Below are 26,082 nucleotides of genomic sequence, written 5' to 3' on the forward strand. Positions count from 1 at the left end.
GGAACGCGGACTCGCCTTCCCCGCCCGTCTCGACCCCGCTCACGAGGCGGACCTCGGCACGCTCGTCCACGTCCATCGGCACCGTCTCTGCGATCAACAGGCCTCCAGGGCACAGTAGTTCGGCCGTCCGGCGCAGGAGGGCGGACGGGTCGCCGCCGATGCCGAGGTTGCCGTCGAGGAGCAGGGTGGTGTCCCAGCGGCCCTCGCCGGGCAGCGGCTCGAACACCGAGCGGGTGAGGGCCTGGCCTCCGAGCCGCCGGGTGTGGGCGACGGCCGCCCCGCTGATGTCGATGCCGAGCACGGGCCGCCCCCGGGCGGCGAGTTCGGCGACCAGCCGCCCCGGGCCGCACCCCACGTCGAGGACGGCTCCCTCGCACCGTTTCAGGGCCTCGAGGTCCACCGCGTCGGCGCGGGCGCACCACCGCTCCACCTCCAGGGGCAGCAGCCAGCCGTCCCCCCGGCGCAGGAAGAGCGGTCCGCGACCGGAGCGCAGGGCGTCGGCATAGGGATCCGAGGACCAGTCCGGCCGCCGCATGGTGTCCTGCCACGGCCCGCTCATCGGGCGCTGACCGCTCGCAGCCGGGACAGTTCCGCCGCGAACCGGCTGTGCGGCGCGAGCGCGGCGACGGCTTCGGCGTCGGCGGCCGTGTCGACGTCCCGCAGGACCGGAAGGTCGTGGACCCGTAGACCGGCGGAGACCATCCGGGCGCGCTGGACCGCGCCGGTGAGGGGCGTCGACATGGGCACCCCGCGCAGCAGAGCGGGATTCGGCTCGGCGAGCCCGAGCGCCCAGAAGCCGCCGTCCTCGGCCGGACCGAAGTACGCGTCGTGTCCGGCGAGTTCCACGGTCAGCAGGTCCGGCGTGACCTGCGGGGTGTCCATGCCGATGAGCAGGGCGGGGCCGTCGCAGCCGGCGAACGCGGCGGCGAGCCTCTCGTCCAGCCCTCCGCCCTGCTGCGGTACGACGTCGAAGCCGGGCGGCAGCCAGGGGCCCGGCTCACCGGCCAGGACCAGGACTCGCCGCTCCGCGGGGGCCGCGGCCACGGCACGCAGGGTGTCCACGAGGGCGGCCTCGGCCAGCGCCGCCGCCTCGTCCGGGGTGAAGGGCGGGGTGAGCCGGGTCTTCACCCGGCCCGGCCTCGGTTCCTTGGCGATGACGAGGAGCGTGGTCATCGGCGGACCGCTCCCGCCTCGACCGACGCCGGTGCTTCGTTCAGGACGCGGTTCATGTCGCGTACCGCCTGCCAGGTGCCACGCCAGGTACCGGTCACCTTCGAAGCCCCCGAGCGCGGCAGGTACGGCACGTCGTGCTCCGTGACGCGCCAGCCCGCGTCTGCGGCGCGCACCACCATCTGCAGCGGATAGCCGCTGCGCCGGTCGGTCAGCCCGAGGGCGAGGAGCGGTTCGCGGCGGGCGGCGCGCAGCGGGCCCAGGTCGCGCAGAGGCAGTCCCGTACGGCGGCGCAGCATCCGGGCGAGCGCCAGATTGCCGGCCCGGGCGTGCGCTGGCCAGGCTCCCCGGCCCTGCGGCCGTCGTCTGCCGAGCACCAAGTCGGCCCGGCCGTACGCCACTTCGTCGACGAAGGGGACGAGGAGCGAAGGATCGAGGGAGGCGTCGCAGTCGCAGAAGCACACGATGTCGGCCGTGGCGGCGGTCAGCCCCGCGTGGCAGGCGGCACCGAAGCCGCGGCGCGCCTCGTGGATCACGCTCGCGCCCAACCCTCGCGCGATGTCCGCCGACCCGTCGGTCGAGCCGTTGTCCACGACCAGAGCGCGCCACCCGGCCGGGATCCGGGCCAGCACCCAGGGCAGGGCCTCCGCCTCGTCCAGGCAGGGCAGCACGACATCGACGCCCGAAGGCGGGGGAGAGGAGGTAGTCACAGCTTTCAGCCTACGAGAACAAAGTTCTCCTATCGGGCATGGCGTCCTTACGAAACGCGGACGTCGACAGCCCTTCGCACCGTCTGCACTCTCCACACCCCCGACGAGGTGCGAGGCTGGCCGCATGGAACAGAAACCGAGCGGGCCGGCGGCCGCGCGCGTCCTGGTCGTGGACGACGACCCCACGGTCGCCGAGGTCGTCACCGGGTACCTCGACCGCGCCGGACACACGGTGGACCGCGCCGAGGACGGTCCCGCCGCGCTGGCCGCCGCCGCGGCGCACTGGCCCGACCTGGTCGTGCTGGACCTGATGCTGCCCGGCATGGACGGCCTGGAGGTGTGCCGTCTGCTGCGGACCCGGGGCCCGGTACCGGTCATCATGCTCACCGCGCGCGGCGACGAGGACGACCGCATCCTGGGCCTGGAGGTCGGCGCCGACGACTACGTGACCAAACCGTTCAGCCCGCGCGAACTGGTCCTGCGCGTCGAGTCCGTACTGCGCCGCGCACGACCCGCCCCGGACACCCGCCTGCTGAGCTCGGCCGGCCTCTCCCTCGACCCGGTGGGCCGCCGCGCCACCCGCGACGGTGCCGAACTCGCCCTGACACTAAGGGAGTTCGACCTCCTCGCCTACTTCCTCCGCAACCCGGGCCGCGCCCACAGCCGGGAGGACCTGATGCGCGAGGTATGGGGCTGGGACTTCGGCGACCTGTCCACGGTCACCGTCCACGTCCGCCGACTGCGCGGCAAGATCGAGGACGATCCGGCACGGCCCCGGCTGATCCAGACGGTCTGGGGCGTCGGCTACCGCTTCGACCCCATGCGCACACCCGTCGTCGGCGACGGACCGCACGCCTCCTTCGAAAACCGGAAGGACTGGCGATGACCGCCAACGTGCTCATCGCCCTGTACGCGTTCCTGGGTGCCTGCGCGGCCGGACTGCTGGGCGCGCTCGCGCTGTGGCCGCTGCGCCGCCGCTCGCTCACCGCGTCGCTCACCGTGGTTGCCGCCGTCGCGGTGGCCTCCATGCTCGCCGGCACCCTCGCCGTCGCCTGGGCCATGTTCCTCTCCCCGCACGACCTGAGCGTCGTCACCACCGTCGTCGCCATGGCCGCCGTCGTCTCACTGGCCACCGCGCTGCTCCTCGGCCGTTGGGTCGTCGCCCGCAGCCGCGCCCTCCAGATCGCCGCGCGGTCCTTCGGCGACGGCGGCGACTTCACGGCCCCCGAAGGCCCGGCCACGGCGGAACTCGCCGCACTCAGCACCGAGTTGGCCGCCACGAGCGCCAAGCTCGCCGCGTCCAGGGAACGCGAACGCGCCCTGGAGTCCTCCCGACGTGAACTCGTCGCCTGGATCTCCCACGACCTGCGCACCCCCCTGGCGGGACTGCGCGCGATGGCCGAGGCCCTGGAGGACGGGGTCGCAGCCGACCCCCACCGCTACCTGAAGCAGATCCGTACGGAGGTCGAAAGCCTGGACGCCATGGTCGGCGACCTCTTCGAACTCTCCCGCATCCACGCGGGCAGCCTGACGCTCTCCCTCTCCCGCATGTCCCTGTACGACCTCGTCGGCGATGCCCTGGCGGGCGCCGACCCGCTCGCCCGCGAACACGGCGTCCGGCTCGTCGGCGCGCGCGTCGAACCCGTGCCGGTCGAGGTCGACGGCAGGGAGATGAGCCGCGTCCTCGCCAACCTGCTGGTCAACGCCATCCGCCGGACCCCGGCCGACGGCACGGTCGCGGTGGCCGCCGAACGGTCCCCCGACGGCGTGGTGCTCTCCGTCTCCGACGGCTGCGGCGGCATCGCCGAGGACGACCTGCCGCGCGTCTTCGACACCGGCTGGCGCGGCACCCACTCCCGCACACCCCAGGCCGGAGCGGGCCTGGGTCTGGCCATCGTCCGGGGGATCGTGGAGGCCCACCGAGGGCACGCCTCCGTACGCAACATCCCCGGCGGCTGCCGCTTCGAGGTGGTGCTGCCCGCGGCCGCTTCCTGAACACGGACAGCACCACCGGTCCAGAAGGGGCTACGAACCCCGCATCCCGGCCCGCGCGAACTCCCGCATCCCCTCCGCGAACCCGACCCCCGGCTTCCATCCCAGCTCGGCCCGCAGCCGTCGTGAGTCGGCGGTGATGTGCCGCACGTCCCCCAGCCGATACTCGCCGGTGACCACCGGCTCAGGCCCGCCGTACGCGGCGGCCAGCGCCCGCGCCATCTCCCCGACGGTGTGCGGCTCGCCGCTCCCGGTGTTGTACGCGACCAGCGAGCCCTCGGCCGTATCAGCCTCCAGCGCCGCCACATTGGCCGCCGCCACATCCCGGACATGGACGAAGTCCCGCCGCTGACAGCCGTCCTCGAACACCCGGGGAGCCTCGCCGCGCGCGAGCGCGGACCGGAAGAACGAGGCGACCCCCGCATAGGGAGTGTCGCGCGGCATCCGGGGCCCGTAGACGTTGTGGTACCGCAGCGACACGGCAGCCCCGCCTGTCGTCCGGGCCCAGGCCGTCGCCAGATGCTCCTGGGCCAGCTTCGTCGTCGCGTACACGTTGCGCGGGTCGACCGGCGCGTTCTCCCCGACCAGGCCCGGCGACAACTCGGCCCCGCACTCCGGGCACAGAGGCTCGAAACGTCCGGCCGCGAGATCGGCCCGGATCCTCGGACCCGGCCGCACCACCCCGTGCCGCTCGCATTCGTACCGTCCCTCCCCGTACACCACCATCGACCCCGCCAGCACGAGCCGCCGTACACCCGCGTCCGCCATGGCGGCGAGGAGGACGGCCGTCCCCAGGTCGTTGCGGGAGACGTACTCCGGGGCATCGGCGAACCCGGTGCCGAGACCGACCATCGCCGCCTGATGACACACCGCGTCCACACCGTTCAGCGCGCGGGCCACGGCCTTCCCGTCCCGGACGTCCGCGCCCGCGTCCACCGCCGTGTCGAACACGACGGGTTCGTGCCCGTGTTCTGCCAGCGCGTCGACGACATGGGACCCGATGAATCCGGCACCGCCGGTGACCAGTACTCGCATGCCGCCCACGCTAGAAGCGATCACCCGCCGAGCCCCAGGGCCACGCCCGGCACGTCACGCTTCTGTAAGGTGACGACAAGCCGACAGGATGCCGACCAGGCAGACGTAAGGATTTCGTCATCGGCGGAGCCGGGGCAGGAGGACCGCGCACGGCGTTGGATGGGGAACGTGATGACACGAACGACACGAACGACACGGACAACACATCAGACAGGAAGCGGGATCGGCATGAGGCGGCGCAGGCCGAGAAGGCGACTGATCGCCGGGCTGGCGGCGGTGACGGTCATGTGCGTGGGCGTGGCCGCCGGGTTGTACTGGTTCCAGCCGTGGAAGCTCTGGCAGGACCAGACGGTGACGGAGTCCCTGCCGGGCCCGGTCGTGGAAGCCTCCTCGACCCCCGGGACGAAGCCGGACACGAACGCGGGAGCGTCGTCCTCCCCCTCCGCGCCGAGCGGACCTGTGACGGTGGCGAGCGGCGGGCTGATCAGCCACGAACACCCGACCACGGGCACCGTGAAGCTCGTACGGCTGGCCGACGGCACCCACGTGATCCGGCTGGAGCAGCTCGACACCAGCAACGGCCCCGACCTGCGCGTGTGGCTGACCGACGCCCCGGTCAAGGAGGGCCGGGCCGGCTGGCACGTCTTCGACGACGGCGCGTACGTCAGCCTCGGCAAGCTCAAGGGCAACAAGGGAAGCCAGAACTACCCCCTGCCCGACGATGTCGACCCCTCGCGGTACACCAGCGTCACCGTCTGGTGCGACCGTTTCGACGTCTCCTTCGGCGCCGCAGCCCTCACAGCCACGTGACCCGGTCTTCCGGGCGCCGACTCAGATGATGTTCAGCCGTCGAGCCTCGCGTATCCATGAAGGGAACTCGGACAGCAGCCGGTCGTACAGCTCGGCATCCGGTACGCGGCTGATGTCGTCGACGGCGAAGAATCCCACGTTGTCGACGCGGCGGCCGGGCAAGGTGTCGAACCGTTCCAGCACCCCGTAGTCGGAGCGGCCCAGCCCGACGAACTGCCAGAAGACCGGTTCGTCCACGGCTGCCCGCAGTTCGGCCTCGATCTCCTTGTTCCGGTAGACACCGCCGTCGGAGAAGAAGAGGACCAGCGTGGGGGCGGCCGCCGGGTGTTCACGCACGTACGCCCGCACTTCGGCGATCACCTTCTGTTCCTCGTTCTGGATGCCGACCGCGCGCATGTCCACCTGGCCCGGCAGCAGACCTTTCTGGGGCTTCTTGCGCCGGAACAACGTCAGTTCACCGACCCGGACATGACGCCGCAGCCACTCCGGCAGGTCGCCCAGGGCGAGGTCCGGGAGCCGGGCCGGGTTCGACGCGAACGTCCACGCCTGCATCTCACCGTCGTCGTCGAGCTGGGCGGCCACGGCCGCCATCCGCTCCACGACGTCGGCCACGACGCCCTTCGAGTACAGGAAGGACATCGACCCGGAGGCGTCCAGGACCAGGATGACCCGTGCGGTCACTCCCTCCGCCCCGTGCTTGCGCAGGCTGACGGCTATCTGCTCCTTGCGCAGGGAGAGCCGCTTGCGCATGTCCAACGGCAGCTGCTCCTCGCCCTTGACCAGACGCGGGGCCGGGGCCGCCGGGGACCGGGGCGGGATGGGAGGGCCGGCGTGGGGTGGGGTGCTCGGGACGGCAGGGGTGGGTGTGGGGACGGTGGAAGCCGTCGAGGCGGTGGCGCCTGCCTCTTCGTCCACGGTGATCCCGAAGTCGGTGGCCAGCCCTGCGAGTCCGGACGCGTACCCCTGCCCCACCGCGCGGAACTTCCACCGACCGGCCCGCCGATACAGTTCTCCGCCGATGAACGCGGTCTCCGTCGTTGCCTCCATCTCGAACACCGCCAGCTCCTCACCCGTCCCGGCGTCGAGCAGCCGAAGCCGCAGACCGGACAACTGGCCGAAGGTGCCACCGTCCGCTGAAGCACCGAGAACGACCCGCTCGATCTCCGGCTCCAGGGCCCCCAGATCCACCCCGACGGTGTCCGTCGTACCGCCACCGGTCCGCTGTTTCCCCAGATGACGCACGGCACCCGAGGCGTGCTGGGGCTGGTTGTAGAAGACGAAGTCCCCGTCGTCCCTCACCCGCCCGTCGGCACGGAGCAACAGCGCCGAGGCGTCGGCGTCCGGCGCACCGACGCCCCCGGACCAGCCGAGCTCTACCTGTACCGCCGTGGCGGCGACGGGAAGGTTGCCGCCCTTGGCCATCGATGTCGCTGTCATGCGCACAGTCTGTCCCAAGAACCCGGCCCCGGGACCGTGCGCCGCACAACTGCACCGGCCTCGTTGTCGGTGGTGGCTGAGAAGCTGAACCGTATGAACAGTGAGGATGAGCAGCTGATGCGCGGCCGCATCTACGGAGCGGACCACGACCACCCGGGCCCGAAGCCCGGGCGTAGCTACGCCGAACTGGTGGGCGGGCCGCTGGACGGATTGCTGCTCGACATCACCGGCTGGAGGCCGGAGGAGATCGACCACGGTGTCTCCCTCGCCACGGAGCTCGGGCAGTTCGGCCCTGGCGGGCGGGCCCTGTACGACCCGCGCCCGGGCGATCCGTCCCGCTGGGACTGGGGCGGCGACAGCCCCTGACGACCGCGCCACTCGGTGGAACGGACGGAACTGTCGGCGGCGGAACCGGGTAGCCGCACTGCATGAGGTCTCAACCGCGCTTCACGTTGGCAGCGACCACCCTTGACGCACCGGACGCGCGCGCGTTGGCGCGGTTCTACCAGGGCCTGCTCGGGTGGCCGCTTCGGAGGGACGAACGAGACTGGGTCGAGATCGCGCCGCCGGACGGCGGTGCCGGATTGTCGTTCCAGACGGAGCCGCTCTTCATCCGGCCGCATTGGCCTGCCACACGGTCCGAACAGCAGATGATGATGCATCTGGACATCGAGGTGAACGATCTGTCCTCGGCCGTCGAGCACGCTGTTGCCCTGGGGGCGACCCTGGCGGACGTCCAGCCCCAGGATGCTGTGCGGGTGCTGTTCGACCCGGTGGGTCATCCGTTCTGCCTGTTCAGGGCTGCTGACGCGGGTGCCTGGCCGGGTGGCCGCCAGCTGCACGGGACACCAGCAGAATGAGGTCCAGGCTGCCCCGGCCTGCCCGGGCCGCCACCCCGGCTTCCGCCCGCCCGCCGACGCCACCTCTCGTACCGCGGGGCAGGTCCCCCGGCCTCTCCCAGCCCCTCACACGGACAGCGGGTCGACCGGCGGCCATGGATATCCCAGTTGCTCGGCATCGTGCGAGCCGCCCCAGACTTCGGCGGCGGCACGGGGATCGCCGGCGGTCAGTCGCCCTTCGAGGTGCTCGGCTTGGTCCGAGGGGGGATCCGAGGAGATGGGGAGGGTCATCCCGAACTGAAGCCAGGGCAGATCGGCATCAGCCCGGTCACGGGGATGCAGCAACACGACGTGGATGCGATCGGGCTCCTTGCGGGAGGCCCAGACGCCTTCCAACGCGCAGTCCCACCTGACGAGCCAGTCCTCGTGTCTCCTCAGCCCTGCCTCGAGCAGCCGCGCAACCGCTCCTGCCGGCCACTCCCAACTGCGGTCCTCTCCGGCGCGCAGCATCTCGGCCTCGTACTGATCCGCGGTGAACCGAAGCTCCGGCAGGTCGACGTCCTCGTTGGACGGATCGCGCCAGCCCGCCCAGACAACATGATCGCCGTCACGCGTGACCGTCACGTACAGCGCGCCACAGCACTCCTCCACGCCGCACCCGGACCAGGCGAGACGAACCTCGTGGGGCGTCGCAGTGGCGTGCAACAGCCCGTCCTGGCCCAGCAGATGCCTGGGGCCTGCGCCCAGGTACCGGGAGCCTCCGACGCCACCGGGGACCACCTCGGCCAGAAGATCCCGGCCATTGACGATCGGGCGAACCTCCACGAGACCCTCGTCGGGTGGAGGGCAAACGATGCTCAGACGGAGAATGTCCGGTCCCGTGGTCATCGGCCGATGATCGCCGAGCTGGTCCGCAACTGTCACGTGAATTCGCATGGCCTCCGCCCAGACCCGGACGACCGGCCGACGCGAGTACGCGGGCCGGGCGGCGGCGACGGCCACGACCGTGACGAACACGACGCAGGCGACCACGGTGAACAGGGCGGGCGCACGACGAACCGTGGCCCGTCACGCCGACATCTGGTCCTCCAGACGAACCGGCATCAGCAGCGAGAAGGCGTGCTCGTCGTCGGGCCGGCGGATCGCGAGCGGTGCCGTGGGCGCGCCCAGCTCCAGGATCAGCTCGTCCCGGGCCCCGGCGGTGAGCGCGTCCAGCAGGAAATCGCGGTTGACGGCAACGTTGTTCGGGTCGTCGTCACTGTCGTCGCAGACGATCACGGTCCCGTTCTCCGCGACCCGGAGCACGCTCAGGTCGTACGGCTCGCTGTCCTGCTCACGCGTCTCGCCCGCGCGGACCGGGCCGGTCTCCAGGGCCTGGCGGAAGGCCACTGCCCCGACGCGGGCCCGGCGACCGGCGGGGAGGTGGACGAGGCGGCGGTAGTCGGGGAACTCGCCCCCGAGACTCTGCCCTGCCGCCTGCCGGTCCCCGGTCTCGAGCGTCACCCGGTCACCGTCCACGATGAGTTCGGCTGGCTCCTCGCCGGTCAGCAGGGCCCGCATCGCGTCGGCGAGCGGCAGAGGTACGACCACCTGCGTCCGGGGCCCGCCGTGCCCGGTCGTACGTGTTCGCGCGAGCGCCATGCGGTAGCGATCGGTGGCCACGAGGTGGAGCAGTTCTCCCTCGATGTCGAACAGGATCCCGCCGAGCATCGGCAGCTCCGCGTCGGTACCGGCCGCGAAACGGACCGCGTCCAACGCGGCGGCCACATCCGGCGCGGGCACGGAGAACCGGGCGGCGGCGGTGGTGTGAAGCAAGGTCATGGAGGCTGTCTCCCTGTGGTCGAGTAGGGCTCGGAGTGTGGAGAACTCGCTACGGGCATCGGACAGCCTCGATTCGAGACGGCGCAGGTGTGCCTGCAGAAGACCGCGCACCAGTTCCGTGTCCGCGCCGCCCCAGCCGGCCAGGACGAGCCGGATGTCGGCCAGCGGCATGCCCGCCCGACGCAACCGGCCAAGGAGCCGGGCCTCTTCGAGCTGTTCGGGTGCGTACCAGCGGTATCCGCTCACCGGGTCCACCCAAGCGGGGACCAGCACGCCGGCACGGTCGTAGAACCGCAGGGCACTCACCCCGAGCCCGCTGTCCCGGGCCATTTCTCCAATGCTGTGCATCTCGCTCTCCACACCCAGGACTCTGGTGCCTCGACCATGTCGAGGGTCAACCTCGTCCCCTTCCCCTTCCCCTTCCCTTTGTCCTTCCTCGCTCAGGTGGGACAGCCGACGAGCGTGGTGGCCGTGCCGTGGTTGTGAACGTGGGGGAAGCCTTGGGGATGCGTGTTCGGTGCAAGCGAAAGTGGTCGTGGGGCGCGGTTGTCGCTGCCATGGTGTGCCGATGAAAACGACACCGGACGGACGGCCCATCCCACCCGCGCGTGCTGACGAGCGCGTCATGCTGGAGGCATGGCTGGACTTTCACCGTGCGACTCTCGCCCTGAAGTGTTCGGGCCTCAAGGACGATCAATTACGGCTTGCCGCAGCGTCACCCTCGTCGATCACGCTGCTCGGCCTCGTGCAGCACGCGGCAGAGGTGGAACGCAACTGGTTCCAGCGCGTATTCGCGGGTCAGGACATGCCGCCGGTCTTCGGCGAGATCAACGTAGACGGCTATGCGCTTCGCCCGGACCGAGGGCTCGACGAAGCTACGGCTGTCTGGCGAGCCGAGATCGCCCGAGGCCGTGAGCTGATCGCTGGCGCATCGCTGGACGATTCCGGTCGCCTGTCCGAACAGGAAGCGGGCTTCGTCGGCGATCAGGGGGTCTCCCTGCGCTGGATCATGGTGCACATGATCGAGGAATACGCACGTCACAGTGGTCATGCTGATCTCATTCGCGAGCAGGTCGACGGACTCACCGGCGCATGAGACGTGTTGGCGCGGTCGCGAGTACCGCGTCAGCGCTGCAACGCCCTCTAACGCAGGGCGGCGGCGACAATACCTTCGAGGGGCTCGCGCGGCACTTCGCCGCCGCTCACCAGCCGGTCGAAGACCAGCCCGTCGATGCAGGTCAGGAGGGTGTGTGTGCGGTTCTCTGCGTCCGCCACGCCCTGATCGGCCAGGAACAACCGGACGGCCTCGCGGCCGGCGTTCTCGCGGGGCACGAGGATCTCGCGCAGTTCGGGGTCCCGCACGCTCTCGACCGCACAGGCATAGCGGGCGAGCGAGCGGCGGCGGCCCTCGCCGGTGAGTCGCTGCCGGGTGAGCAACACCATGCCGTCCACCAGTTCCTCGACCGTACGGATGGGCGGGAGCTGCTCGGCCATCGATTGCAGTTCCTCCTGGTCGAGTTGGACGAGGCGAGTGACGAGTCCGCTGAGCAGCGCGGCCCGGGTGCGAAAGTACGCCGACGTGGTGCCGGGCGGCAGAGCCGCCTTGTGGTCGACCGCCCGGTGGGTGAGGCCGCGGATCCCTTCGTCGGCGAGGACGTCGAGAGCCGCGTCCGCGAGGAGGGTGCGCCGATCCGAAGCCATGGCTCCTTTCTACACCTGTAGAGCCCCAGCTAGGGTGGTCCTTCTACAGGTGTAGAAGGAGGGGGCTTCCGGAATGGGTAGCACGGCAGTGGTGGTCGGAGGGGGCATCGGCGGGCTGGCCGCCGCGATCGGCCTGCGCCGCATCGGATGGGACGTGACGGTCGTCGAGCGTGCGTGCCTGCTCGAGGACGCGGGGGCGGGCATTTCACTGGCGGCCAACGGAGTGCGGGCACTTGACGAACTCGGCGTCGGCGAGGCGGTACGGGATGCCTCGCGCGGCCAGTACAGAGGCGGCACCCGCACGCCTGAGGGCCGTTGGCTGGCCCGGATGGACGGCGCGGTGCTGGAGAAGGCGGTGGGTACGCCGATCATGGGCATCCCTCGCTCCACTTTGCACCGGCTGCTTCGCGAGGCCCTGCCCGCCGAGCGACTGCTGATCGGCTCCGAGGCCGACTCGTTCCGACAGATCCGCCCCGGGACGGTTCGAGTCGGCTGCGGCGAGACGGTCCTGGATGCCGATCTGGTGGTGGCGGCCGACGGCATTGGCAGCAAGGTGCGCAGTCTTCTCTTCCCAGCCCACCCCGGCCCGGTCTACAGCGGCTCGACAGTGCTGCGGGCCATCACTGAGCAGGCGGTCGAACTGCCCACCGACTTCGAGCTGACGTGGGGGCGGGGGGCCGAGTTCGGGCACATCGCGTTTCGGGACGGACGGGCCGAGTGGCACGCCGTCCTCGACCTGCCCGCCGGAACGCGGTTCGCCGACCCGCTGGCGGAACTGCGCCGGCGGTTCCGCACCTGGCACGACCCGATCCCCGCGCTGTTCGACGCGACGCGACCCGCAGCCGTACTGCATCACGACGTCAATGAAATCCGCACGCCGCTGCCCTCGTACACGGTCGGCCGGATCGCACTGCTCGGTGACGCGGCACACGCCATGACCCCCAACCTCGGACAGGGCGCCTGTCAGACGCTGGAGGACGCGGTCACCCTGGCCGCCGCGCTCGCCACCGAGCCCACCGTCGACGCCGCGCTCGCCCGCTACGACGCCGAGCGTCGGCCGCGCAGCCAGGCGGTGGCGCGCGCCGCCCGGCGAGCCGGGCGGATGGGCCAGCAGCTCTCCCACCCGCTGGCCGTCACCCTGCGCAACACGGCTATGCGGTGGACACCCTCCCACCTCGCGACCCGCATGATCCTTCGGCACCACGCCTGGGTCCCGGCTCGGCTGAACTGATCCGATTCGTGCCCCGTCGCCGCCACCGCAGGTTCACAGGAACGAGGTCCTGCTTCCCGCGGATCTTCCGTTGCCGACCGGTGCGAGCGCGACGTCGTCGGCGGCGAGACCGGCCGGGACAGGGCTCTGTCGTCGCCGTGAAATCGGCGCGCCTCGACACCTCACTGGGCCGGCTTGCCGGGCTGTTGCCGTGCTCCTGGCGCACTTCCGGGCAGCAGTGCAGCCGGATGCCGCGCTGTGCCGGATCACCGAAGCCTCCGGTGCCGACCGCACGTACCGGGATCAGGCCGCGAGGAGCTCCTGTTCGCGGTCCGGAGTCTTGACCTTGGGCTTCTTGTTCGGCAGCGAGAGCCGGACCACCTTGCGCCACGCCGAGAACACCTGCTTGGGCAGCGGTCCGGTGACGTACTCCAGCTCGTACTTCTCGAACAGCGCGCGCACCTTCACCGCGACCTCGGCGTACCGGTTGCTCGGCAGGTCGGGGAACAGGTGGTGCTCGATCTGGTGCGACAGGTTGCCGGACATGAAGTGCATGGCCTTGCTGCCGCTGATGTTCGCTGAGCCCATCATCTGGCGCAGGTACCACTGGCCGCGCGTCTCGCCCTTGATCGACCGGCGCTCGAAGACCTGCACACCCTCGGGGAAGTGTCCGCACATGATCACCGAGTGGGACCAGATGTTGCGGACCAGGTTCGCGGTGAACGTGGCGGCGAGCGTGGTGAGGAACGACGGGCCCGACAGCAGCGGGTGGATCACGTAGTCCTTGAGCACCTGCTTGCGGATCTTGCGGCCCACGGCCCTGGCCCGCGCGCGGAACTCCGGGTTGTTGCGGCGGCGCTTGTGCAGGTTCTTGCCGAGCTCCAGGTCGTACGCGGCGATGCCGTACTCGAAGAAGCAGGCGTTGATGAAGTTCCACAGCGGCTGGCCGAGGTGGAACGGGTGCCACCTCTGGTCCTCGTCGACACGCATGATGCCGTAGCCGAGGTCGTTGTCCTTGCCGATCACGTTGGTGTACGTGTGGTGCAGCTCGTTGTGCGAGTGCTTCCACTGGCCGGCCGGCGAGACGTGATCCCATTCCCAGGTGGTGGAGTGGATCTTGGGGTCCCGCATCCAGTCCCACTGGCCGTGCAGGATGTTGTGGCCGATCTCCATGTTGTCCATGATCTTGGCCACGGACAGACCCGCGGTGCCGATGATCCATGCGGGCGGGAAGAACGAGAACAGCAGCACACCCCGGCTGACCAGCTCCAGCTTGCGCTGCGCCGAGATGACCTTGCGGATGTAGGCGGCGTCCTTCTCGCCGCGGCTCGCGATCACCTCGTCGCGGATCGCGTCCAGCTCGCGGCCGAGCTCCTCGATCTGCTCCGCGGTCAGATGGGCGGTGGGGTCGATGGCGGTCAAGGCGCTCCTACCGTTCGATGTCGCAGGGGCCCGCGGCGGCGGACACACAGGTCTGGATGAGGACGCCCGGCTCGGCCTCGGTGATCTCGCCGGTGCGTAGGTCGCGGACGGCGCCCGCCCTGAGCGGCGTGACGCAGCCGAAGCAGATGCCCATGCGGCACCCGGAGGGCATGAGCACGCCGGCCTCCTCGCCGACGTCAAGAAGCGGCGTGGCGCCGTCCGCGTCGACGGTCTTGCCGGTGCCGCTGAACGTGACCTCCCCGCCTTCGCCGGCGACGACGATGCCGGGGCGGAAGCGTTCGGTGTGCAGGCGCTCGTGCACGCCGTGCTCGGCCCAGTGCTTTTCGGCGGCGTCGAGCAGGCCCGCGGGCCCGCAGGCCCAGGTCTCGCGCTCGGCCCAGTCGGGTACGAGTTCGTCGAGACGGGCGATGTCGAGCATGCCGTCGGTGTCGGTGTGCACCTCGGTGAGCCGCAGCTTCTGGTCCGCGACCAGGGCATGCAGCTCGTCGCGGAAGATCACGTCCTGCGGCCGCGGCGCGCTGTGGACCATGACGACGTCGTCGAACTCGGTGTCGCGCAGCATGCCCATCACCGGCGTGATGCCGCTGCCGGCCGTCAGGTAGAGCACCTTGGCGGGCTTGGCCCGCGGCAGCACGAAGTCACCGGTCGCCTGGTCGAGCTGGATCAGCGTGCCCGGCTTCGCCCTGCGGACCAGGTGGTTGCTGACCTTGCCGTCCGGGATCGCCTTCACGGTGATCGTGACGCGGCCGTCCTGGCTGTTCGTCGGCGACGTCACCGAGTAGGCACGCCACAGGCGCACCCCGTCGACGTCGACGCCGATCCGCACGTACTGGCCGGCCGTGTGACCGCGCCAGCCCCGTCCCGGTCTGATCACGACCGTCGCGGCGTCACCCGTCTCGGGGTGCACGGCCTCGATGCGCCCTCGCAGGTCGGCGCCCGCACGCAGCGGGCTGACCAGGTCGAGGTAGTCCGACGGCAGCAGCGGCGTCGTGACCATCTCCAGCAGTTTCCACGCCCTGCTGCGGAGGGCTGTACTCGTCATGAGTCCAGCTTGCTGTGCCTCAAGGCGTAAAGTCCTGACCGCAGGATGTGAATCTGGTCGGCTGAATTGTTCGCAAGGAATAGAAACGTGAGTCATGCGATCCGTAGGGTCAGCGAGCTGGCCCTGGACGAGACGACGGTCACCGCACTTCGGGCCGCGCTGAGGACCACTGCCGACGAGGTCGTCCAGGCGATCATCGACGAGGTCCCTCCCTACGCGGGCGCCCTGTCGGGCCACATGGGCGCCACGATCCGCCGCGCCGTCCGAACCGCCCTGGGGCACTACCTGGACCTCGCGAGCGGGAACGCCACGGGCGGCGACGCCGGGGACGCGGCCTACGAGCTGGGCCGCGGCGAGGTCCGCGACGGCCGTTCGATGGACGCGCTGCTCAGCGCCTACCGCGTCGGCGCCCGCGTGGCCTGGCGATGCCTGGCAGCGGGTGCCGTCCCCGCCGGTCTGCCCGCTGCCGAGGTCGCCAAGTTCGCCGAGCTGACCTTCGCCTACATCGACGAGCTCTCCGCCGCGAGCGCCGCCGGCCACGCCGACGAACTGGCCGCCCGGGGCAGGGCCCACGAGCGCCACCTGGAACACCTGGCCCGCGACATCCTCGCCGACGCGAGCTCGGACGTACTGATGGCCTCTGCGCAACGGGCCGGGTGGCAGCCTCCGGTTTCGCTGACCGCGGTCCTGCTGCCCGCCGCCCAGGCCCGGCCCGCGTACCGCGTGCTCGACCCGAACACCCTCGTCCTCGACGATCTGCCGGACGCCACCGGCGTGCTGCTCGTCCCCGACGCCGACCGATCACATCTCCTGCGGCAGCTGACCGACCGCAGCGCCGTGGTCGGCCCGGCCCGGCCGTGGGCGCGCGCTTCGGCCTCGTACGCGCGAGCCGTACGCGCGCGCTCCCTCTCCGCTGACATTCGCGACACCGAGGACCACCTGCCCGAGCTGGTGCTGAGCGCCGACGCGGACGCGTTCGCGGACCTGCGCGCCCGAGCCCTCGCCCCGCTGCGGGCCTTGCCTGCCGCGACCGCACGGCGGCTGGAGGAGACGTTGCGGGCGTGGCTGCTGCACCAGGGCAGGCGGGACGAGGTCGCGGCGGCGCTGTTCGTCCATCCCCAGACCGTCCGCTACCGCATGTCCCAGCTGCGGGAGCTGTTTCCGGACCTCGCATCGCCGGACCGGGTCCTCGAACTGACGCTGGCGGTCGGTCTGCGGGCCGGCTGACACGGCTCGGCCGGATCCGGTGGACGATGCGCCCCGGCCCGGCACCCCGCGCGAGGGATGATGGGGACGGAACAACGGAACGTGAGGTCAGGAGCTTCCATGACGATGCGGGTCCACCGCCCCCGTGAGGACGCGGAGTTCGATTTCATCCTCGGGAAGAGCGGAGTTCCGGTTCTCGCCTACTTCACCGGGACATGGCCCAAGACGATCGAGCCCTGCCGGGTGATGGACCTCGTCGTGGGGGCCGTCGCCGACGACCGCGCGGGCTGCCTGACGGTCGTCCGCGCCGACATCACGCGTTGTCCGGCCGCGACCGAGCGATTCGGAATCACCGGAGCCCCGTCCTGCGTCCTGCTGAAGGAGGGAGAGGTGGTGGCCCATGGCACGGGGCCCATGTCCACCGCCGAGATACGGCAACTGCTGGACGACCACCTCTGAGCGGCCGCTGCGTCGCATGGAACCGGTCGCCCGCTTGCCGAAGCCGGCGGTGAGGCCACCGAGCGACGTCGGCCGATGGGGACTGCCGAAGGGGTGAAGCAACACCACGACGGTTCCGCCCTACTGCGCCGGATCGACCCGCGACGCGGCCTTGCCATCGACGACTTCGCCACGCTGACGGCATGGGCGACCGGCCTGGACTGACTCCGCAGCCCGTCGACAACCAGCTGCGACGCCCTCCTACGTGATCATTGCGGGACAAGTCACAGAGGCCGTGAGGAGTCAACTTATGATCATTGCGGACGGAACGCTCACTCGCGGTGAGTGATGATCCCATCGGCTTGGGGCCTGCCATGATCAAAGAGTTGCTTCAGGAACTCATGTCGACCGCGTTCGGCAGCTGGACCCCGAACGACGGATGCACAGATGCCGAAGTCACCGCTGCCGAGGATCGCTTGGGAATCCGCCTGCCGGACGCCATGCGTGACTACTACGCTGCCGCCGGCCGGCACCCGGAACTGATGGGCATGAGCGGCCACGAGCACACTCTCCGGGTGAGCGCCGCGCCACATCTCTCCCCGGACCTGGTCGTCGAGGACTTGCACGTGGCCGTCGACTACCTCGGCACCCGGCCCTTCGTCGACCGCGAACGCATCGGCGCCCATCGGCATGTGCGGCAGCGGCGGTTTCCTCGTCAGCGCAGCCGACGTCGACCGGCTCATCAGGGCGGTCACCACGATCGTCATGTACGACATCACCCGGGCCCAGTCCACACGAACTGCCGCCGGACCCTGGCATCATGCCCGCGGTTGCCCGCGACCACGGCGTCCGGTGTTCGGCCTGGGCCGGCTGTCGTGCCTCGGCGGGCACGCGGAGGTTCTGGAGGCGGGGACGCTTCGAGTGAGCGACTTGATCTCGTTGCAGGAGGTTTCGGGCCGCGACGTTTCGGAGGTGCGGTCCGACAGCACGTCCACGACCCGGTTGGCTTGCGATCGGGTGGTCGGTGACCCGGCTGCCTCATGATCGACCGAGAGAGGGCGAGGCGGCGGCGTACTCAAGGTCTCGTACACGTGGACGCGGTGGGCCAACTCCGCGCCTGCCAGGAAAAGTTCGGCGCCGAGGCCCTGGCCTCGGTGGTCGGGGGCGAGGGTGCCGCCGAGCTCGTTCCTGTCGGGGTGGAGTTCGAGGTGGCCGGCGTAGCGGCCGCTCTGGCGGTGTACGCAGACCATGAATTCGAACGTCTCGGGGCTGGGTGTGAAGGGTTCGGCCAGGTTGGGGTTGGCCTTGGTGAACCAGCGGGGGATGGCGCCGGCGGGGCCCATGCCCAGTAGGGCATGTCTGGTGTCGGGGTCCGGTACGAGCTGGTCCGTCTGGTTCCCATGCCAGCGCTGGGCATCGGGGTCCGCGCTCGCGGCGAGGGCCGCCAACGCGTCGAGCTGGGGCACCGGGGTGTAGATCAGTAGGTGCGGGGTGGCCAGAGCGTGCCGGCCCGGGGCGCAGGCGTCCGGGACCGGGAGGCTCCAGGCCGCACGGCGACGTCGTAGAGGCGACCGAATCATGGAACCCCCGTTGTATCGGTCCTGGTGTGCCCGGCCGCACGTACCGGCCGTGTGCGGCCCAAGCTACCCTGACGAGAGAAAGCGCCGTGCTCCCGGGCGCTGCCGGGAGCGGCCGACCGCTTGGCCGCTGTCCTCGACGAGTGGCTGTGACCAGCGCCTTCCCGACAAGCCCTAGTCGACCTGGACCACGTACTTGCCCCGCACCCCGCCCGCCTCCAGGGCCCGGTGTGCCGCCGCCGTCTCCTCCAGCGGGAAGACCGTGTCCACCGCCGGCCGCAGTTTTCCCTCCGTCACATGGCGGGCGAGGTCGTCGAGGTGGGCGCGTCCGGGGTTGCCGCTGAAGAAGCGCACTCGGCCGCGTCCGTGGACAGCGCTGACCGCGATGTAGCCCAGCGAGGCGGCGGGTCGCGTCAGGTCGACGGCGATGGTGACCATGCGTCCGCCGGGTTTCAGCATCCGCCGTACGGTACGCAGGTCGGTGCCCGCCGTGTCGAGGACCACGTCGAACAGTCCGAGTTCCGCAGGGGACACCGTCCGGTGGTCGGCGGCGTGGTGCGCACCGAGTGTACGGACGAAGTCGAGGTTGGCAGCGCGGGCCAGGGCCGTGACCTCGGCGCCGTACGCCTGTCCGAGCTGGACGGCGGCGTTGCCGACGCCGCCTGCCCCGCCCCGTACGAGCAGCCGTTCGCCGGGGCTCAGTGCGGCCTTGTCCCGCAGCGCCGTGACGGCGGTGGTGGCCACCGGCAGCGCGGCGGCGGCCACCAGGTCCAGCCCGTCCGGGACCCGACCGAGCCGCTCGGGCCGTACGGTCACGTACTGGGCGGCGCTGCCGAATCCGGAGGTGCGGCCCAGGACACCCCACACCTGGTCGCCGACCGCCACGCCGGTGGCGCCGGAGCCGAGTTCGGCGATTGCACCAGTGAAGTCCAGCCCGACGCGCTGGGGGAACTTCCGGCCCGTGATGAGGCGGGCCCTTCCGGAACGGGCAGCCAGCTCACCGCCGTTGACGCTGAACGCGCGCACGCGCACGAGGACTTCGCCAGGTGCCGGCCCGGGACGTGGGACCCGGCCCACATACAGCACCTCGGGGCCGCCGAAGCGGTCGAACAGTACGGCTTTCATCGTGCGGTCGTCCATCGTCTTCGCTCTCACCTTCGCTCTCGCCTTCGCCACCAGTGGCCGGTCCGGGGGATCGTGGCGCCGAGCGTAGGCTGACAAGTGGACGAGGTCGTCCACTTGACCGGAGGTGAGAGACAGCGGTGGGGGAATCCTCTCGGATCGCGGGGCAGGACAGTCTGCGGGCGGACGCCCGGCGCAACCGGCGGCGCATCCTCTCGGCCGCCCGCCTGGTCTTTGCCGAGCACGGCATCGACGCACCCATGGCGACCGTGGCCCGACGGGCGGGGGTCGGCGTGGCGACGCTGTACCGGCGGTTCCCGACGCGGGACGCACTGGTACGGGCCACGTTCGCGCACCAGATGGACACCTGCTCTCGGGCGCTCACCGACGCCCTGGCCGACCCCGATCCGTGGCAGGGATTCCAGCGGCTGGTCGAGACGGTCTGCGAACTGCAACGGGAAGAACGGGGCTTCCCGGCCGCGTTCGTCACTGCCTTTCCGGACAGCACACGAGAACACGCGCGCGAACGGGAGCAGGCCGAGCGGGACTTCATGACCCTGGTCCGCAGGGCACAGGCGGCGGGCGCGCTGCGAGCCGACTTCCACCCCTCCGACATCGCCGTGGCCCTGCTGGCCCACTGCGGTCTGGTCACCGCGCTGCCGGGCGACCGTGTGGCGTCCCGGCGTCTGGTGGCGTACTTGCTCCAGTCGTTCCGCGCCGAGGCGGCCCACGGAGCGCTGCCGGCGCCGAGCGCACTGTCACTGCGCAGCCTTCCGCTCGCGGCCGACGGCTCCAAGGCACAGCACCCCACCAGAGCCTGACGCGAAGCGGCGCCGCCTGCCGCGCCGCCCGCACGCTCTTTCAGGCGACGCAGCTGTCCGCCTCAGGCGTCGAAGCGGTGGCGGGAGGTCTCGATGTGGCCGAGGTATCGGTGGGTCCAGTCGCACAGTCCGTCGATCGTCACCCGAAGGGCCTGGCCCGGCTCGGTGAGGGCGTACTCGACCCTGGGCGGCACGACGGGGTGCACCGTCCGTTCGACCAGACCGTTGCGCTCGAGCATGCGCAGGTTCTGGGTGAGCATCTTGTGGCTGATGCCCTCGATCTCGTTCCGCAGCTCGCCGAAGCGCAGGGTGTGCTCCCCCAGGGCCTCGATGATCAAAAGTGCCCATTTGTTGGCAACGTCCGAAAAGATCTCCCGTGCCAGAGAGTCCGCGCGTCGAAGATCCGCTTCGTCGGGCGAGCCCGTGAACTGCTTGGTCACCGTGAGGTTCTCCAGTCACTGAAAAGTGCGTACTTCCACGTCAGCAGCCACTCTCCTACGGTGCCTGAGTAACCACAAGAGACCGAGGCGCCCTTGGTCCGGTGGCAGCGAGCCCACGGGCTCCCTTGACGAGGAGGCAGACAACATGGCCATCACACTGGTGAACCCCGACGGATTGCCCAAGATCGACGTCTACCGGCAGGTGGCGGTCGCGACGGGGACGAAACTGGTGTTCATCGCCGGGCAGGTCGCCTGGGACGCCGAAGGGGCCACGGTGGGCGAGGGCGATCTCGCCGCCCAGGTGGAGCAGTGTTATCTCAACATCGCCACCGCCTTGGCCGAGGTCGGCGGTTCCTTCGACGATGTGGCGAAACTGAACGTCCACGTCGTCGACTGGACCCCCGACAAGATGCCCCAGCTCCTGGAGGGGATCGGTCGCGCATCCGCGAAGCTGGGCGTGACCCCGGCCCCGCCGGCCACGCTGCTGGGCGTTGCGGCGTTGGACATCCCCGACCACCTGGTGGAGATCGAAGCCACCGCGATCCTGAACTGAAGGAGTTCCTGCACCTCGCGGGCCGCCATCGCTCCTCGGAACGGTCGGAATGGGTCCGGTCCGCGCCGGGTCGGGGCCGCTCAGTCCTCGAGGGCCCGCCGGATGAAGTCGTCGCGGGTCGCGGCTCGGAGGTTCGTGAGACCGCCGCGTGGGGCGCGAGGCCGTCGCACCTGTGGAAGCCGCCGCCCCACATGTGCAGGTCGACGCTCACGCCCGCCTCGGACGGGCGGCCGGCGTAGGCCAGGATCTCGTGGCGGAACGTCTCGACCGAGCCGGTGCCGAGGTAGGCGCGGGGCAGGCCGCTGAGATCCTTGGCCCGGGCCGGTGCGGCATAAGTGGCTGTTGTCGTTCCGAATCTGAGGTCGGTGTTTTAGCTGGTCAGGCATAGGGCCGGTGATTCGGTGGGAGTGGTGGCGTGTTGTGTCGTCGCTCCCCGGGAGGTTGTGGATGCCGTCGGTCGTCGGACTGCTGGAAGAGCACGAGCTCGCTGCTCGCCGTCGGGTCGACGGGTTGCGTGAGGAGCCGATCGCATCCAGGCCGAACTGGCCGCGGCCGAGCAGGAATGGCAGGAGTGGGTGATCGCCCGCAGGCGAGTAGGCACGGTCCTGGATCCGGACGGCGGCAGCATCGCCGATGAGGAAGCCGCCTCCGGCCCACGGGACGCGGACGCGTGTTCGGCGCCCGGCCAGGCGGCGAAGGTGAAGTCGCAGGTGCCGGTGTGGCGTGAGGGACTGGCCTGGTCGGTGCTGTGTCGGTGGACTATCAGCGCATCCTTCAGTCCCTCGCGGACCGGCATCGGCTCCATCAAGGGCCGCTGACCTGCCAGGAGATGGCCGTGGCGTTCGGCCTGGACGCGGTGCCGGCGAAGGTGGAGGCGCTGCGGTCGAAGGCGAAACGCCTGGTCGCGCGGGGCTGGCTGGCAGAGCGGCAGCCGGGCCGGTTCACCCTCGCCCAGGGCCCGGCCGGGCAAGGCGGCGCGTCATGAGCAGGGTCATCGACCAGCAGACCATCGCCTCGGCGCTGGTGGTGCGGCGTTCGAAGTCGCGTGCCAGGCGGCGGGTGCGCATCAGGTGGGCGAAGAAGGAGAGTCGGCCCGGGACGCGGTGGTCGGATTTCTCCGACTCCGTTTCCCCGGGCCGCTCACCGAACCGGACGTGCGACTCTCACCGCATCCGGCTCTCCACAGGTTCCTGCCGTTGGCTCGATGATCTATGCGGTCCACGGTGTCGGGATGTTCAAGCCGCGCCAGCGGTAGCGGGTGACCGTCACCGCGGCGATGTTGAACAACATGACTCCGTCCAGGGCAATCTGCCGCCAGCCCGAGGGGCCCTTGAACTGTCGGCGCAGGGCCGACCACGTCATGCGCCGCCGATACGTGATCATGTTGACCACCCGCCACCACACGAACGACCGCAAGGTGTTGAACGTGTGCTTGGCGACGGCGTGCTTGAAGTAGTTGGCCCAGCCGCGAAGGATCTGGTTGATCCTCGACAGCACGGCGGCGAAGGGGACCTGTGACCTCCGGTGGGTCAGCGCCCGGATCTTCCGCCTCAGTTCACGGACTGGCTTGTCCGCGATGAAGGTGTAGACGTAGTGCTTGTCCGTTCCCCGTTTGCGCATCCACTTGATGTGGAAGCCGAGGAAGTCGAACCCGTCGGCCATGTGCACCACGCGCGTCTTGGACTTCGACAGGTGCAGTCCGAGCGGGGCCAGGACCTCGCCGATCTCCGTTCTCAGCGCCTCGACGTGGTGGCGTTCGCCCCTGACGAGCACGACGAAGTCGTCCGCGTAGCGCACGATCCGCCAGTTCGGCAGGTTCTTGGCCACCCGCGTGAAGCGTCGCGAGTCGCTGGACATCGTCCCGCCTGGCTTCCACGGCCCCATCACGTGCTCATCGAGCGCGGACAGCGCGATGTTGGCCAGCAGCGGAGAGGATCCGCCTTGCGGGTGCCGGTCTCGGATGGCTCCATTGTCCCGGTCTCCCGCAGGATTCCGGCCTTCAGGAACGCCTTGACCAGGGCGAGCACGCGCTTGTCCTGACTCGGGAACGCACCCGGTCCATGAGGGCCGTGGTCGATCGAGTCGAAGCACGCCTCGATGTCCGCGTCCAGACCTGGCGGTAGCCTTGGGTGCCCCAGAAGTGGATCTCGGCGATCGCGTCGTGCGCCCTCCGGTTGGGGCGGAACCCGTAGGAGACCGGCGTGAAGTCAGCCTCAAAGATGGGTTCCAGCACCAGTTTCAGCGTCGCCTGACTACGCGGTCGGCCACGGTCGGGATGCCGAGACTCCTCAGTTTCCCGCCGTGCTTGGGGATCATCCGCTCGCGTACCGGCAGCGGGCGGAACGTCCGCTGCCGAAGCTGCTCGCGCAGCTGGTCCAGGAACACCTCCACGCCCACCTGCTCGGCGATGGTGCGGGCCGTGGCCCGGTCCACGCCGGCGGTGCGGGCACCGTGTTGCGGCGACCCGGTCCCACGCACGTGCGAGGAACCTGCGGTCGCATACCAGGTGGTACAGATCATCGAAGCGGCAGCCGGGATCGGCCGCCGCCCAGCGGTGCAGCTTGGTCTGCATCTCCGGTACCTGCAGCGGCCGCACCACCGGCACGTCGCGCTGCACGGCCGGAGTCTCCTCCGGCGTCTTCGGGCATTGCAGTCCCTTCCACTCGTTACCTGCTGCCGCCCTTCGCCATGTACGCGGCTTTCCGCGCTCTCGACTACTACGGCGGCTCCGCCCCATGCCGTTCGGCCGACGGACCCAGCCCGGATGTCCGCGCCGGATGCGCGGCCGCGGCGGACCGGGACGGTTCCCGTGTTCACTTGTGATCGCTTGTCGGAGGAGGCGCCCGGCTATACCCGGCGGCATCGCCACGGCTACGCCGCAGTCCTTCACCGTGGCCTTGCGGCGGCGGCGAGACCTCGCGCAAGTCGCCTGCCCGAGCAGATGGCAGACGCGCACCGCACCCAGCCCAGATCCGTCAGGTTCGAGCTGGTGGGAATTCGTTACGAGGCTTCACACACCGGTTCCTCTCGTACACCTCTCCGTCATGCTCGCCGGGCACACGGCCATCTGACGGTCCTGGCCCCGCCCCGGCTTTGTCAGGGCTGCTTCCCGCCCTCCCCGGCACCTCCCGGATCAGGCTGCCCTCAGCTTCAACCCCACTGCTGCGACAGCAGGTTGGTGCAGGTCTTTCACCTCCACTCGACAAGCGCCTCACGGCGCACCCGCTCGACGATCCACCGCTTGGGCAGCACCACGAAGCCGCGCATGTCGTCGCTGCGCTTGACGATCGCCAGGACCAGCGAACGTGGCCAGGCAGTACTCGACGAGGCCGCCGGTGTAGCCGCCGTCGGCCCAGACCAGCTCCAACTGGTGGTGGGCGTCGGCGACTTGCCGCAGCAGGACCTGCGCGGCGGCGCGATCACCGGTGTCCGCTGCGGTGACCATCACCCAGCAGGCCGAGCGTGTCGACCACGACGTGCCGCTTGCGCCCGTTGACCAGCTTCCCGCCGTCGAAGCCACGGCTGTCCGCACCGACGGCGACGTCCGCCTTGACCGACTGAATCGATCACACCCGCACTCGGCTCCAATCACACGTCGGTGCAGCCGAGTTGAACTCCACCGGCGCGAGCGCGTACAACTGCGGCAACAGGGTCTCCTGGATCTCGGTCGGCTTCGCAACCCCGAGCTACCAAGAGGCCCTAATCCGTTGCTAAGGGCGTTCCGAGGAAGTTGGCTCCCCGGGATGTTCGAGTGCCGGACCGTGACACCTCGTGGCTGCCGGGCGGGCAACGCCTCGCTTTAGACAGCGTGCGCGGTCCTGGTGCTCATGGTGGTGGCGGTCGCGTGGGCGCCGTATGGATGCCCCAAGAGGCCCTGGCGTGTGATGCCTCAAGGCAGAGCGGCGACATGCGGTGCAGCGGGGCCGCCACCACCGTCGACGGGCGCTGGTGCTCGTCGGCACTGGACGGACGCCTGTGCGGTCTGGGCCTTGATGCCTCCAGCCAGAGCGGCGCCGTCCAGGGCCGTCGAGCGTCAACACCGATTCTTGATCACTCGTTGGTGTTGGTGGTGCGAGCCTGCCGCACGGTGACCTCTTGATACGCCCGAGCCGTCCGAGCTCCCGCGCAGACCGAGGCCCGTGGGGTGCACTGGTGCCACGAACGGCTAGTGAGGTGGAGGCACATCCGCAGGACGGTTGATGCCTGGGATTAGGTCGCTCGCGTGGCCCGCATGCGCTCGTCACCAGCGCAAACACCTGCACATCGGGGAGGGACAACCTTGATCTACTGCGGAATCGACTGGGCGGAACGAACCCACGACGTCGCCCTGGTAAACGATGCCGGGGCGCTGGTGGCCAAGCGGCACATCACCGACGACGCGGCCGGCTACAAACTGCTGCTGGACCTGCTCGCCGAGCACGGCGACACCGAGGAGAACCCGATCCCCGTGGCGATCGAGACCTCCCGCTGCTGGTTGCCGTGCTGCGAACCGGCAAACGCAAGGTGTTCGCGATCAACCCGCTGGCCGCCGCCCTACCGCGACCGGCACTCCGTCTCCCGCAAGAAGTCCGACCCCGGCGACGCACTCGTGCTCGCGAACATCCTGCGCACCGACATGCACGCCCACCGGCCGCTGCCGGGCGACTCCGGACGCGCTATCGCCGTCCTGGCCCGCGCCAGCAGGACGCGCTGTGGAACCGACAACAGATCGCCAA

29 protein-coding genes and 3 pseudogenes are annotated in these 26,082 nt (G+C 70.3%); 14 read left to right on the forward strand and 18 right to left on the reverse strand.

Features of this window, described 5'->3' with window-relative positions; genetic code table 11:
• Nucleotides 1-73 precede the first annotated feature (73 nt).
• The 3 genes and pseudogenes from E4N62_RS49965 to E4N62_RS43490 all read right to left on the reverse strand — a co-directional run.
• Nucleotides 74-559: pseudogene (locus tag E4N62_RS49965) on the reverse strand (class I SAM-dependent methyltransferase); the annotation flags it as partial.
• Nucleotides 556-1,173 carry a DUF2064 domain-containing protein gene (locus E4N62_RS43485; protein ID WP_230223713.1) on the reverse strand — a complete coding sequence of 206 codons (618 nt, stop codon included), beginning with the start codon at nt 1,171-1,173 and terminating at the stop codon, nt 556-558. The pseudogene E4N62_RS49965 and the gene E4N62_RS43485, both read right to left, overlap by 4 nt.
• Nucleotides 1,170-1,889 (reverse strand): glycosyltransferase family 2 protein, encoded by a 720-nt coding sequence (locus E4N62_RS43490; protein ID WP_230223772.1) that lies wholly within the window; start codon nt 1,887-1,889, stop codon nt 1,170-1,172. The genes E4N62_RS43485 and E4N62_RS43490 overlap by 4 nt, the downstream gene beginning before the upstream one ends.
• A 115-nt stretch (nt 1,890-2,004) precedes the next feature.
• Between E4N62_RS43490 and E4N62_RS43495 the strand changes: the two genes are divergently transcribed.
• Complete coding sequence (locus tag E4N62_RS43495; RefSeq protein WP_230223715.1) at nt 2,005-2,766, forward strand: response regulator transcription factor; 762 nt, start codon at nt 2,005-2,007, stop codon at nt 2,764-2,766.
• The gene (locus E4N62_RS43500; RefSeq protein WP_230223717.1) at nt 2,763-3,875 is read left to right on the forward strand and encodes a sensor histidine kinase KdpD; all 1,113 of its coding nucleotides are present in this window, start codon (nt 2,763-2,765) and stop codon (nt 3,873-3,875) included. The genes E4N62_RS43495 and E4N62_RS43500 overlap by 4 nt, the downstream gene beginning before the upstream one ends.
• 30 nt (nt 3,876-3,905) lie before the next feature.
• Here E4N62_RS43500 and E4N62_RS43505 read toward each other — a convergent pair whose 3' ends face one another.
• Nucleotides 3,906-4,907: an NAD(P)-dependent oxidoreductase gene (locus E4N62_RS43505; RefSeq protein ID WP_230223718.1), complete on the reverse strand. Its 1,002-nt coding sequence runs from the start codon at nt 4,905-4,907 to the stop codon at nt 3,906-3,908.
• A 228-nt stretch (nt 4,908-5,135) separates the two neighbouring features.
• Between E4N62_RS43505 and E4N62_RS43510 the strand changes: the two genes are divergently transcribed.
• Nucleotides 5,136-5,717 (forward strand): DM13 domain-containing protein, encoded by a 582-nt coding sequence (locus E4N62_RS43510; RefSeq protein ID WP_230223719.1) that lies wholly within the window; start codon nt 5,136-5,138, stop codon nt 5,715-5,717.
• Between the two features lie 21 nt (nt 5,718-5,738).
• Here E4N62_RS43510 and E4N62_RS43515 read toward each other — a convergent pair whose 3' ends face one another.
• Nucleotides 5,739-7,154 carry a VWA domain-containing protein gene (locus tag E4N62_RS43515; protein ID WP_230223720.1) on the reverse strand — a complete coding sequence of 472 codons (1,416 nt, stop codon included), beginning with the start codon at nt 7,152-7,154 and terminating at the stop codon, nt 5,739-5,741.
• A 93-nt stretch (nt 7,155-7,247) separates the two neighbouring features.
• Here E4N62_RS43515 and E4N62_RS43520 point away from each other — a divergent pair, with 93 nt between their 5' ends.
• Both E4N62_RS43520 and E4N62_RS43525 read left to right on the forward strand, forming a co-directional pair.
• Nucleotides 7,248-7,520 (forward strand): hypothetical protein, encoded by a 273-nt coding sequence (locus E4N62_RS43520; RefSeq protein WP_230223721.1) that lies wholly within the window; start codon nt 7,248-7,250, stop codon nt 7,518-7,520.
• Nucleotides 7,521-7,606: 86 nt separating this feature from the next.
• Nucleotides 7,607-8,014: a VOC family protein gene (locus tag E4N62_RS43525; protein WP_230223722.1), complete on the forward strand. Its 408-nt coding sequence runs from the start codon at nt 7,607-7,609 to the stop codon at nt 8,012-8,014.
• A gap of 105 nt (nt 8,015-8,119) precedes the next feature.
• On the opposite strand, the gene E4N62_RS43530 is transcribed toward E4N62_RS43525, so the two are convergent.
• Nucleotides 8,120-8,995 (reverse strand): hypothetical protein, encoded by an 876-nt coding sequence (locus tag E4N62_RS43530; protein WP_230223723.1) that lies wholly within the window; start codon nt 8,993-8,995, stop codon nt 8,120-8,122.
• Nucleotides 8,996-9,061: 66 nt separating this feature from the next.
• On the reverse strand, nt 9,062-10,162 hold the full coding sequence (locus E4N62_RS43535) for a MerR family transcriptional regulator (protein WP_230223725.1): 1,101 nt from the start codon (nt 10,160-10,162) through the stop codon (nt 9,062-9,064).
• Nucleotides 10,163-10,382: 220 nt separating this feature from the next.
• Between E4N62_RS43535 and E4N62_RS43540 the strand changes: the two genes are divergently transcribed.
• Nucleotides 10,383-10,910 (forward strand): DinB family protein, encoded by a 528-nt coding sequence (locus E4N62_RS43540; protein ID WP_230223727.1) that lies wholly within the window; start codon nt 10,383-10,385, stop codon nt 10,908-10,910.
• A gap of 47 nt (nt 10,911-10,957) precedes the next feature.
• Here the strand turns inward: E4N62_RS43540 and E4N62_RS43545 are convergent, their stop codons facing one another.
• A complete protein-coding gene (locus E4N62_RS43545; RefSeq protein WP_230223729.1) occupies nt 10,958-11,515 on the reverse strand; it encodes a TetR/AcrR family transcriptional regulator in 558 nt (185 codons plus the stop codon).
• A gap of 73 nt (nt 11,516-11,588) precedes the next feature.
• Here E4N62_RS43545 and E4N62_RS43550 point away from each other — a divergent pair, with 73 nt between their 5' ends.
• A complete protein-coding gene (locus tag E4N62_RS43550) occupies nt 11,589-12,746 on the forward strand; it encodes an FAD-dependent monooxygenase (RefSeq protein WP_230223731.1) in 1,158 nt (385 codons plus the stop codon).
• 282 nt (nt 12,747-13,028) lie between these two features.
• On the opposite strand, the gene E4N62_RS43555 is transcribed toward E4N62_RS43550, so the two are convergent.
• Together E4N62_RS43555 and E4N62_RS43560 are read right to left on the reverse strand one after the other, a co-directional pair.
• Entirely contained in the window at nt 13,029-14,147 is a 1,119-nt protein-coding gene (locus E4N62_RS43555) for an acyl-CoA desaturase (protein WP_230223733.1), read from the reverse strand.
• Between the two features lie 7 nt (nt 14,148-14,154).
• Entirely contained in the window at nt 14,155-15,210 is a 1,056-nt protein-coding gene (locus tag E4N62_RS43560) for a ferredoxin reductase (protein WP_230223734.1), read from the reverse strand.
• A gap of 87 nt (nt 15,211-15,297) precedes the next feature.
• Between E4N62_RS43560 and E4N62_RS43565 the strand changes: the two genes are divergently transcribed.
• The 3 genes from E4N62_RS43565 (at nt 15,298) to E4N62_RS48425 (ending at nt 17,079) form a co-directional block, all read left to right on the forward strand.
• Nucleotides 15,298-16,437 (forward strand): helix-turn-helix domain-containing protein, encoded by a 1,140-nt coding sequence (locus tag E4N62_RS43565; RefSeq protein WP_230223736.1) that lies wholly within the window; start codon nt 15,298-15,300, stop codon nt 16,435-16,437.
• Nucleotides 16,438-16,536: 99 nt separating this feature from the next.
• The gene (locus E4N62_RS43570) at nt 16,537-16,875 is read left to right on the forward strand and encodes a co-chaperone YbbN (protein WP_230223739.1); all 339 of its coding nucleotides are present in this window, start codon (nt 16,537-16,539) and stop codon (nt 16,873-16,875) included.
• Between the two features lie 75 nt (nt 16,876-16,950).
• Nucleotides 16,951-17,079 (forward strand): hypothetical protein, encoded by a 129-nt coding sequence (locus tag E4N62_RS48425; RefSeq protein WP_268270492.1) that lies wholly within the window; start codon nt 16,951-16,953, stop codon nt 17,077-17,079.
• A 107-nt stretch (nt 17,080-17,186) separates the two neighbouring features.
• Here the strand turns inward: E4N62_RS48425 and E4N62_RS43575 are convergent, their stop codons facing one another.
• The 3 genes from E4N62_RS43575 to E4N62_RS43585 form a co-directional block, all read right to left on the reverse strand.
• Entirely contained in the window at nt 17,187-17,621 is a 435-nt protein-coding gene (locus E4N62_RS43575; RefSeq protein ID WP_230223742.1) for a hypothetical protein, read from the reverse strand.
• A gap of 51 nt (nt 17,622-17,672) precedes the next feature.
• Nucleotides 17,673-18,434, reverse strand: a complete 762-nt coding sequence (locus E4N62_RS43580; protein ID WP_230223744.1) for a GNAT family N-acetyltransferase — start codon at nt 18,432-18,434, stop codon at nt 17,673-17,675.
• 171 nt (nt 18,435-18,605) lie between these two features.
• A complete protein-coding gene (locus tag E4N62_RS43585) occupies nt 18,606-19,571 on the reverse strand; it encodes an NAD(P)-dependent alcohol dehydrogenase (protein WP_230223773.1) in 966 nt (321 codons plus the stop codon).
• Between the two features lie 122 nt (nt 19,572-19,693).
• On the opposite strand from E4N62_RS43585, the gene E4N62_RS43590 reads away from it, so the two are divergent.
• Nucleotides 19,694-20,374 (forward strand): TetR/AcrR family transcriptional regulator, encoded by a 681-nt coding sequence (locus tag E4N62_RS43590; protein ID WP_230223747.1) that lies wholly within the window; start codon nt 19,694-19,696, stop codon nt 20,372-20,374.
• Nucleotides 20,375-20,436: 62 nt separating this feature from the next.
• Here the strand turns inward: E4N62_RS43590 and E4N62_RS43595 are convergent, their stop codons facing one another.
• Entirely contained in the window at nt 20,437-20,814 is a 378-nt protein-coding gene (locus E4N62_RS43595) for a helix-turn-helix domain-containing protein (protein WP_230223749.1), read from the reverse strand.
• Nucleotides 20,815-20,959: 145 nt separating this feature from the next.
• Between E4N62_RS43595 and E4N62_RS43600 the strand changes: the two genes are divergently transcribed.
• Nucleotides 20,960-21,367, forward strand: a complete 408-nt coding sequence (locus tag E4N62_RS43600) for a RidA family protein (protein WP_230223751.1) — start codon at nt 20,960-20,962, stop codon at nt 21,365-21,367.
• A gap of 229 nt (nt 21,368-21,596) precedes the next feature.
• On the opposite strand, the pseudogene E4N62_RS49070 reads toward E4N62_RS43600, so the two are convergent.
• Nucleotides 21,597-21,665 (reverse strand): annotated as a pseudogene (locus E4N62_RS49070) (hypothetical protein); the annotation flags it as partial.
• Nucleotides 21,666-21,814: 149 nt separating this feature from the next.
• Between E4N62_RS49070 and E4N62_RS43610 the strand changes: the two are divergent.
• Nucleotides 21,815-22,352, forward strand: a pseudogene (locus E4N62_RS43610) (hypothetical protein).
• A gap of 224 nt (nt 22,353-22,576) precedes the next feature.
• Here E4N62_RS43610 and E4N62_RS43615 read toward each other — a convergent pair.
• The 3 genes from E4N62_RS43615 to E4N62_RS43625 form a co-directional block, all read right to left on the reverse strand.
• Complete coding sequence (locus E4N62_RS43615) at nt 22,577-23,458, reverse strand: group II intron maturase-specific domain-containing protein (protein ID WP_230223754.1); 882 nt, start codon at nt 23,456-23,458, stop codon at nt 22,577-22,579.
• 147 nt (nt 23,459-23,605) lie between these two features.
• Nucleotides 23,606-23,845, reverse strand: a complete 240-nt coding sequence (locus E4N62_RS43620; protein ID WP_230223755.1) for a hypothetical protein — start codon at nt 23,843-23,845, stop codon at nt 23,606-23,608.
• 711 nt (nt 23,846-24,556) lie between these two features.
• Nucleotides 24,557-24,790 carry a hypothetical protein gene (locus E4N62_RS43625; RefSeq protein WP_230223756.1) on the reverse strand — a complete coding sequence of 78 codons (234 nt, stop codon included), beginning with the start codon at nt 24,788-24,790 and terminating at the stop codon, nt 24,557-24,559.
• 856 nt (nt 24,791-25,646) lie between these two features.
• On the opposite strand from E4N62_RS43625, the gene E4N62_RS43635 reads away from it, so the two are divergent.
• Nucleotides 25,647-26,082 (forward strand): IS110 family transposase (locus E4N62_RS43635; RefSeq protein WP_230223757.1); only part of this gene is annotated, 436 nt, incomplete at its 3' end.

This window comes from Streptomyces sp. MNU76, assembly GCF_020982545.1.
Classification (GTDB): domain Bacteria; phylum Actinomycetota; class Actinomycetes; order Streptomycetales; family Streptomycetaceae; genus Streptomyces.

Coding starts and splice junctions, on each gene's coding strand:
- E4N62_RS43520 (WP_230223721.1), top strand. CDS start 7,248: ATGAACAGTGAGGATGAGCAGCTGATGCGCGGCCGCATCTACGGAGCG.
- E4N62_RS43570 (WP_230223739.1), top strand. CDS start 16,537: ATGACGATGCGGGTCCACCGCCCCCGTGAGGACGCGGAGTTCGATTTC.
- E4N62_RS43505 (WP_230223718.1), bottom strand. CDS start 4,907: ATGCGAGTACTGGTCACCGGCGGTGCCGGATTCATCGGGTCCCATGTC.
- E4N62_RS43575 (WP_230223742.1), bottom strand. CDS start 17,621: ATGACGATCGTGGTGACCGCCCTGATGAGCCGGTCGACGTCGGCTGCG.
- E4N62_RS48425 (WP_268270492.1), top strand. CDS start 16,951: ATGGGGACTGCCGAAGGGGTGAAGCAACACCACGACGGTTCCGCCCTA.
- E4N62_RS43515 (WP_230223720.1), bottom strand. CDS start 7,154: ATGACAGCGACATCGATGGCCAAGGGCGGCAACCTTCCCGTCGCCGCC.
- E4N62_RS43560 (WP_230223734.1), bottom strand. CDS start 15,210: ATGACGAGTACAGCCCTCCGCAGCAGGGCGTGGAAACTGCTGGAGATG.
- E4N62_RS43500 (WP_230223717.1), top strand. CDS start 2,763: ATGACCGCCAACGTGCTCATCGCCCTGTACGCGTTCCTGGGTGCCTGC.
- E4N62_RS43510 (WP_230223719.1), top strand. CDS start 5,136: ATGAGGCGGCGCAGGCCGAGAAGGCGACTGATCGCCGGGCTGGCGGCG.
- E4N62_RS43585 (WP_230223773.1), bottom strand. CDS start 19,571: ATGGACGACCGCACGATGAAAGCCGTACTGTTCGACCGCTTCGGCGGC.
- E4N62_RS43600 (WP_230223751.1), top strand. CDS start 20,960: ATGGCCATCACACTGGTGAACCCCGACGGATTGCCCAAGATCGACGTC.
- E4N62_RS43535 (WP_230223725.1), bottom strand. CDS start 10,162: ATGCACAGCATTGGAGAAATGGCCCGGGACAGCGGGCTCGGGGTGAGT.
- E4N62_RS43540 (WP_230223727.1), top strand. CDS start 10,383: ATGAAAACGACACCGGACGGACGGCCCATCCCACCCGCGCGTGCTGAC.
- E4N62_RS43495 (WP_230223715.1), top strand. CDS start 2,005: ATGGAACAGAAACCGAGCGGGCCGGCGGCCGCGCGCGTCCTGGTCGTG.
- E4N62_RS43550 (WP_230223731.1), top strand. CDS start 11,589: ATGGGTAGCACGGCAGTGGTGGTCGGAGGGGGCATCGGCGGGCTGGCC.
- E4N62_RS43580 (WP_230223744.1), bottom strand. CDS start 18,434: ATGATTCGGTCGCCTCTACGACGTCGCCGTGCGGCCTGGAGCCTCCCG.
- E4N62_RS43485 (WP_230223713.1), bottom strand. CDS start 1,173: ATGACCACGCTCCTCGTCATCGCCAAGGAACCGAGGCCGGGCCGGGTG.
- E4N62_RS43545 (WP_230223729.1), bottom strand. CDS start 11,515: ATGGCTTCGGATCGGCGCACCCTCCTCGCGGACGCGGCTCTCGACGTC.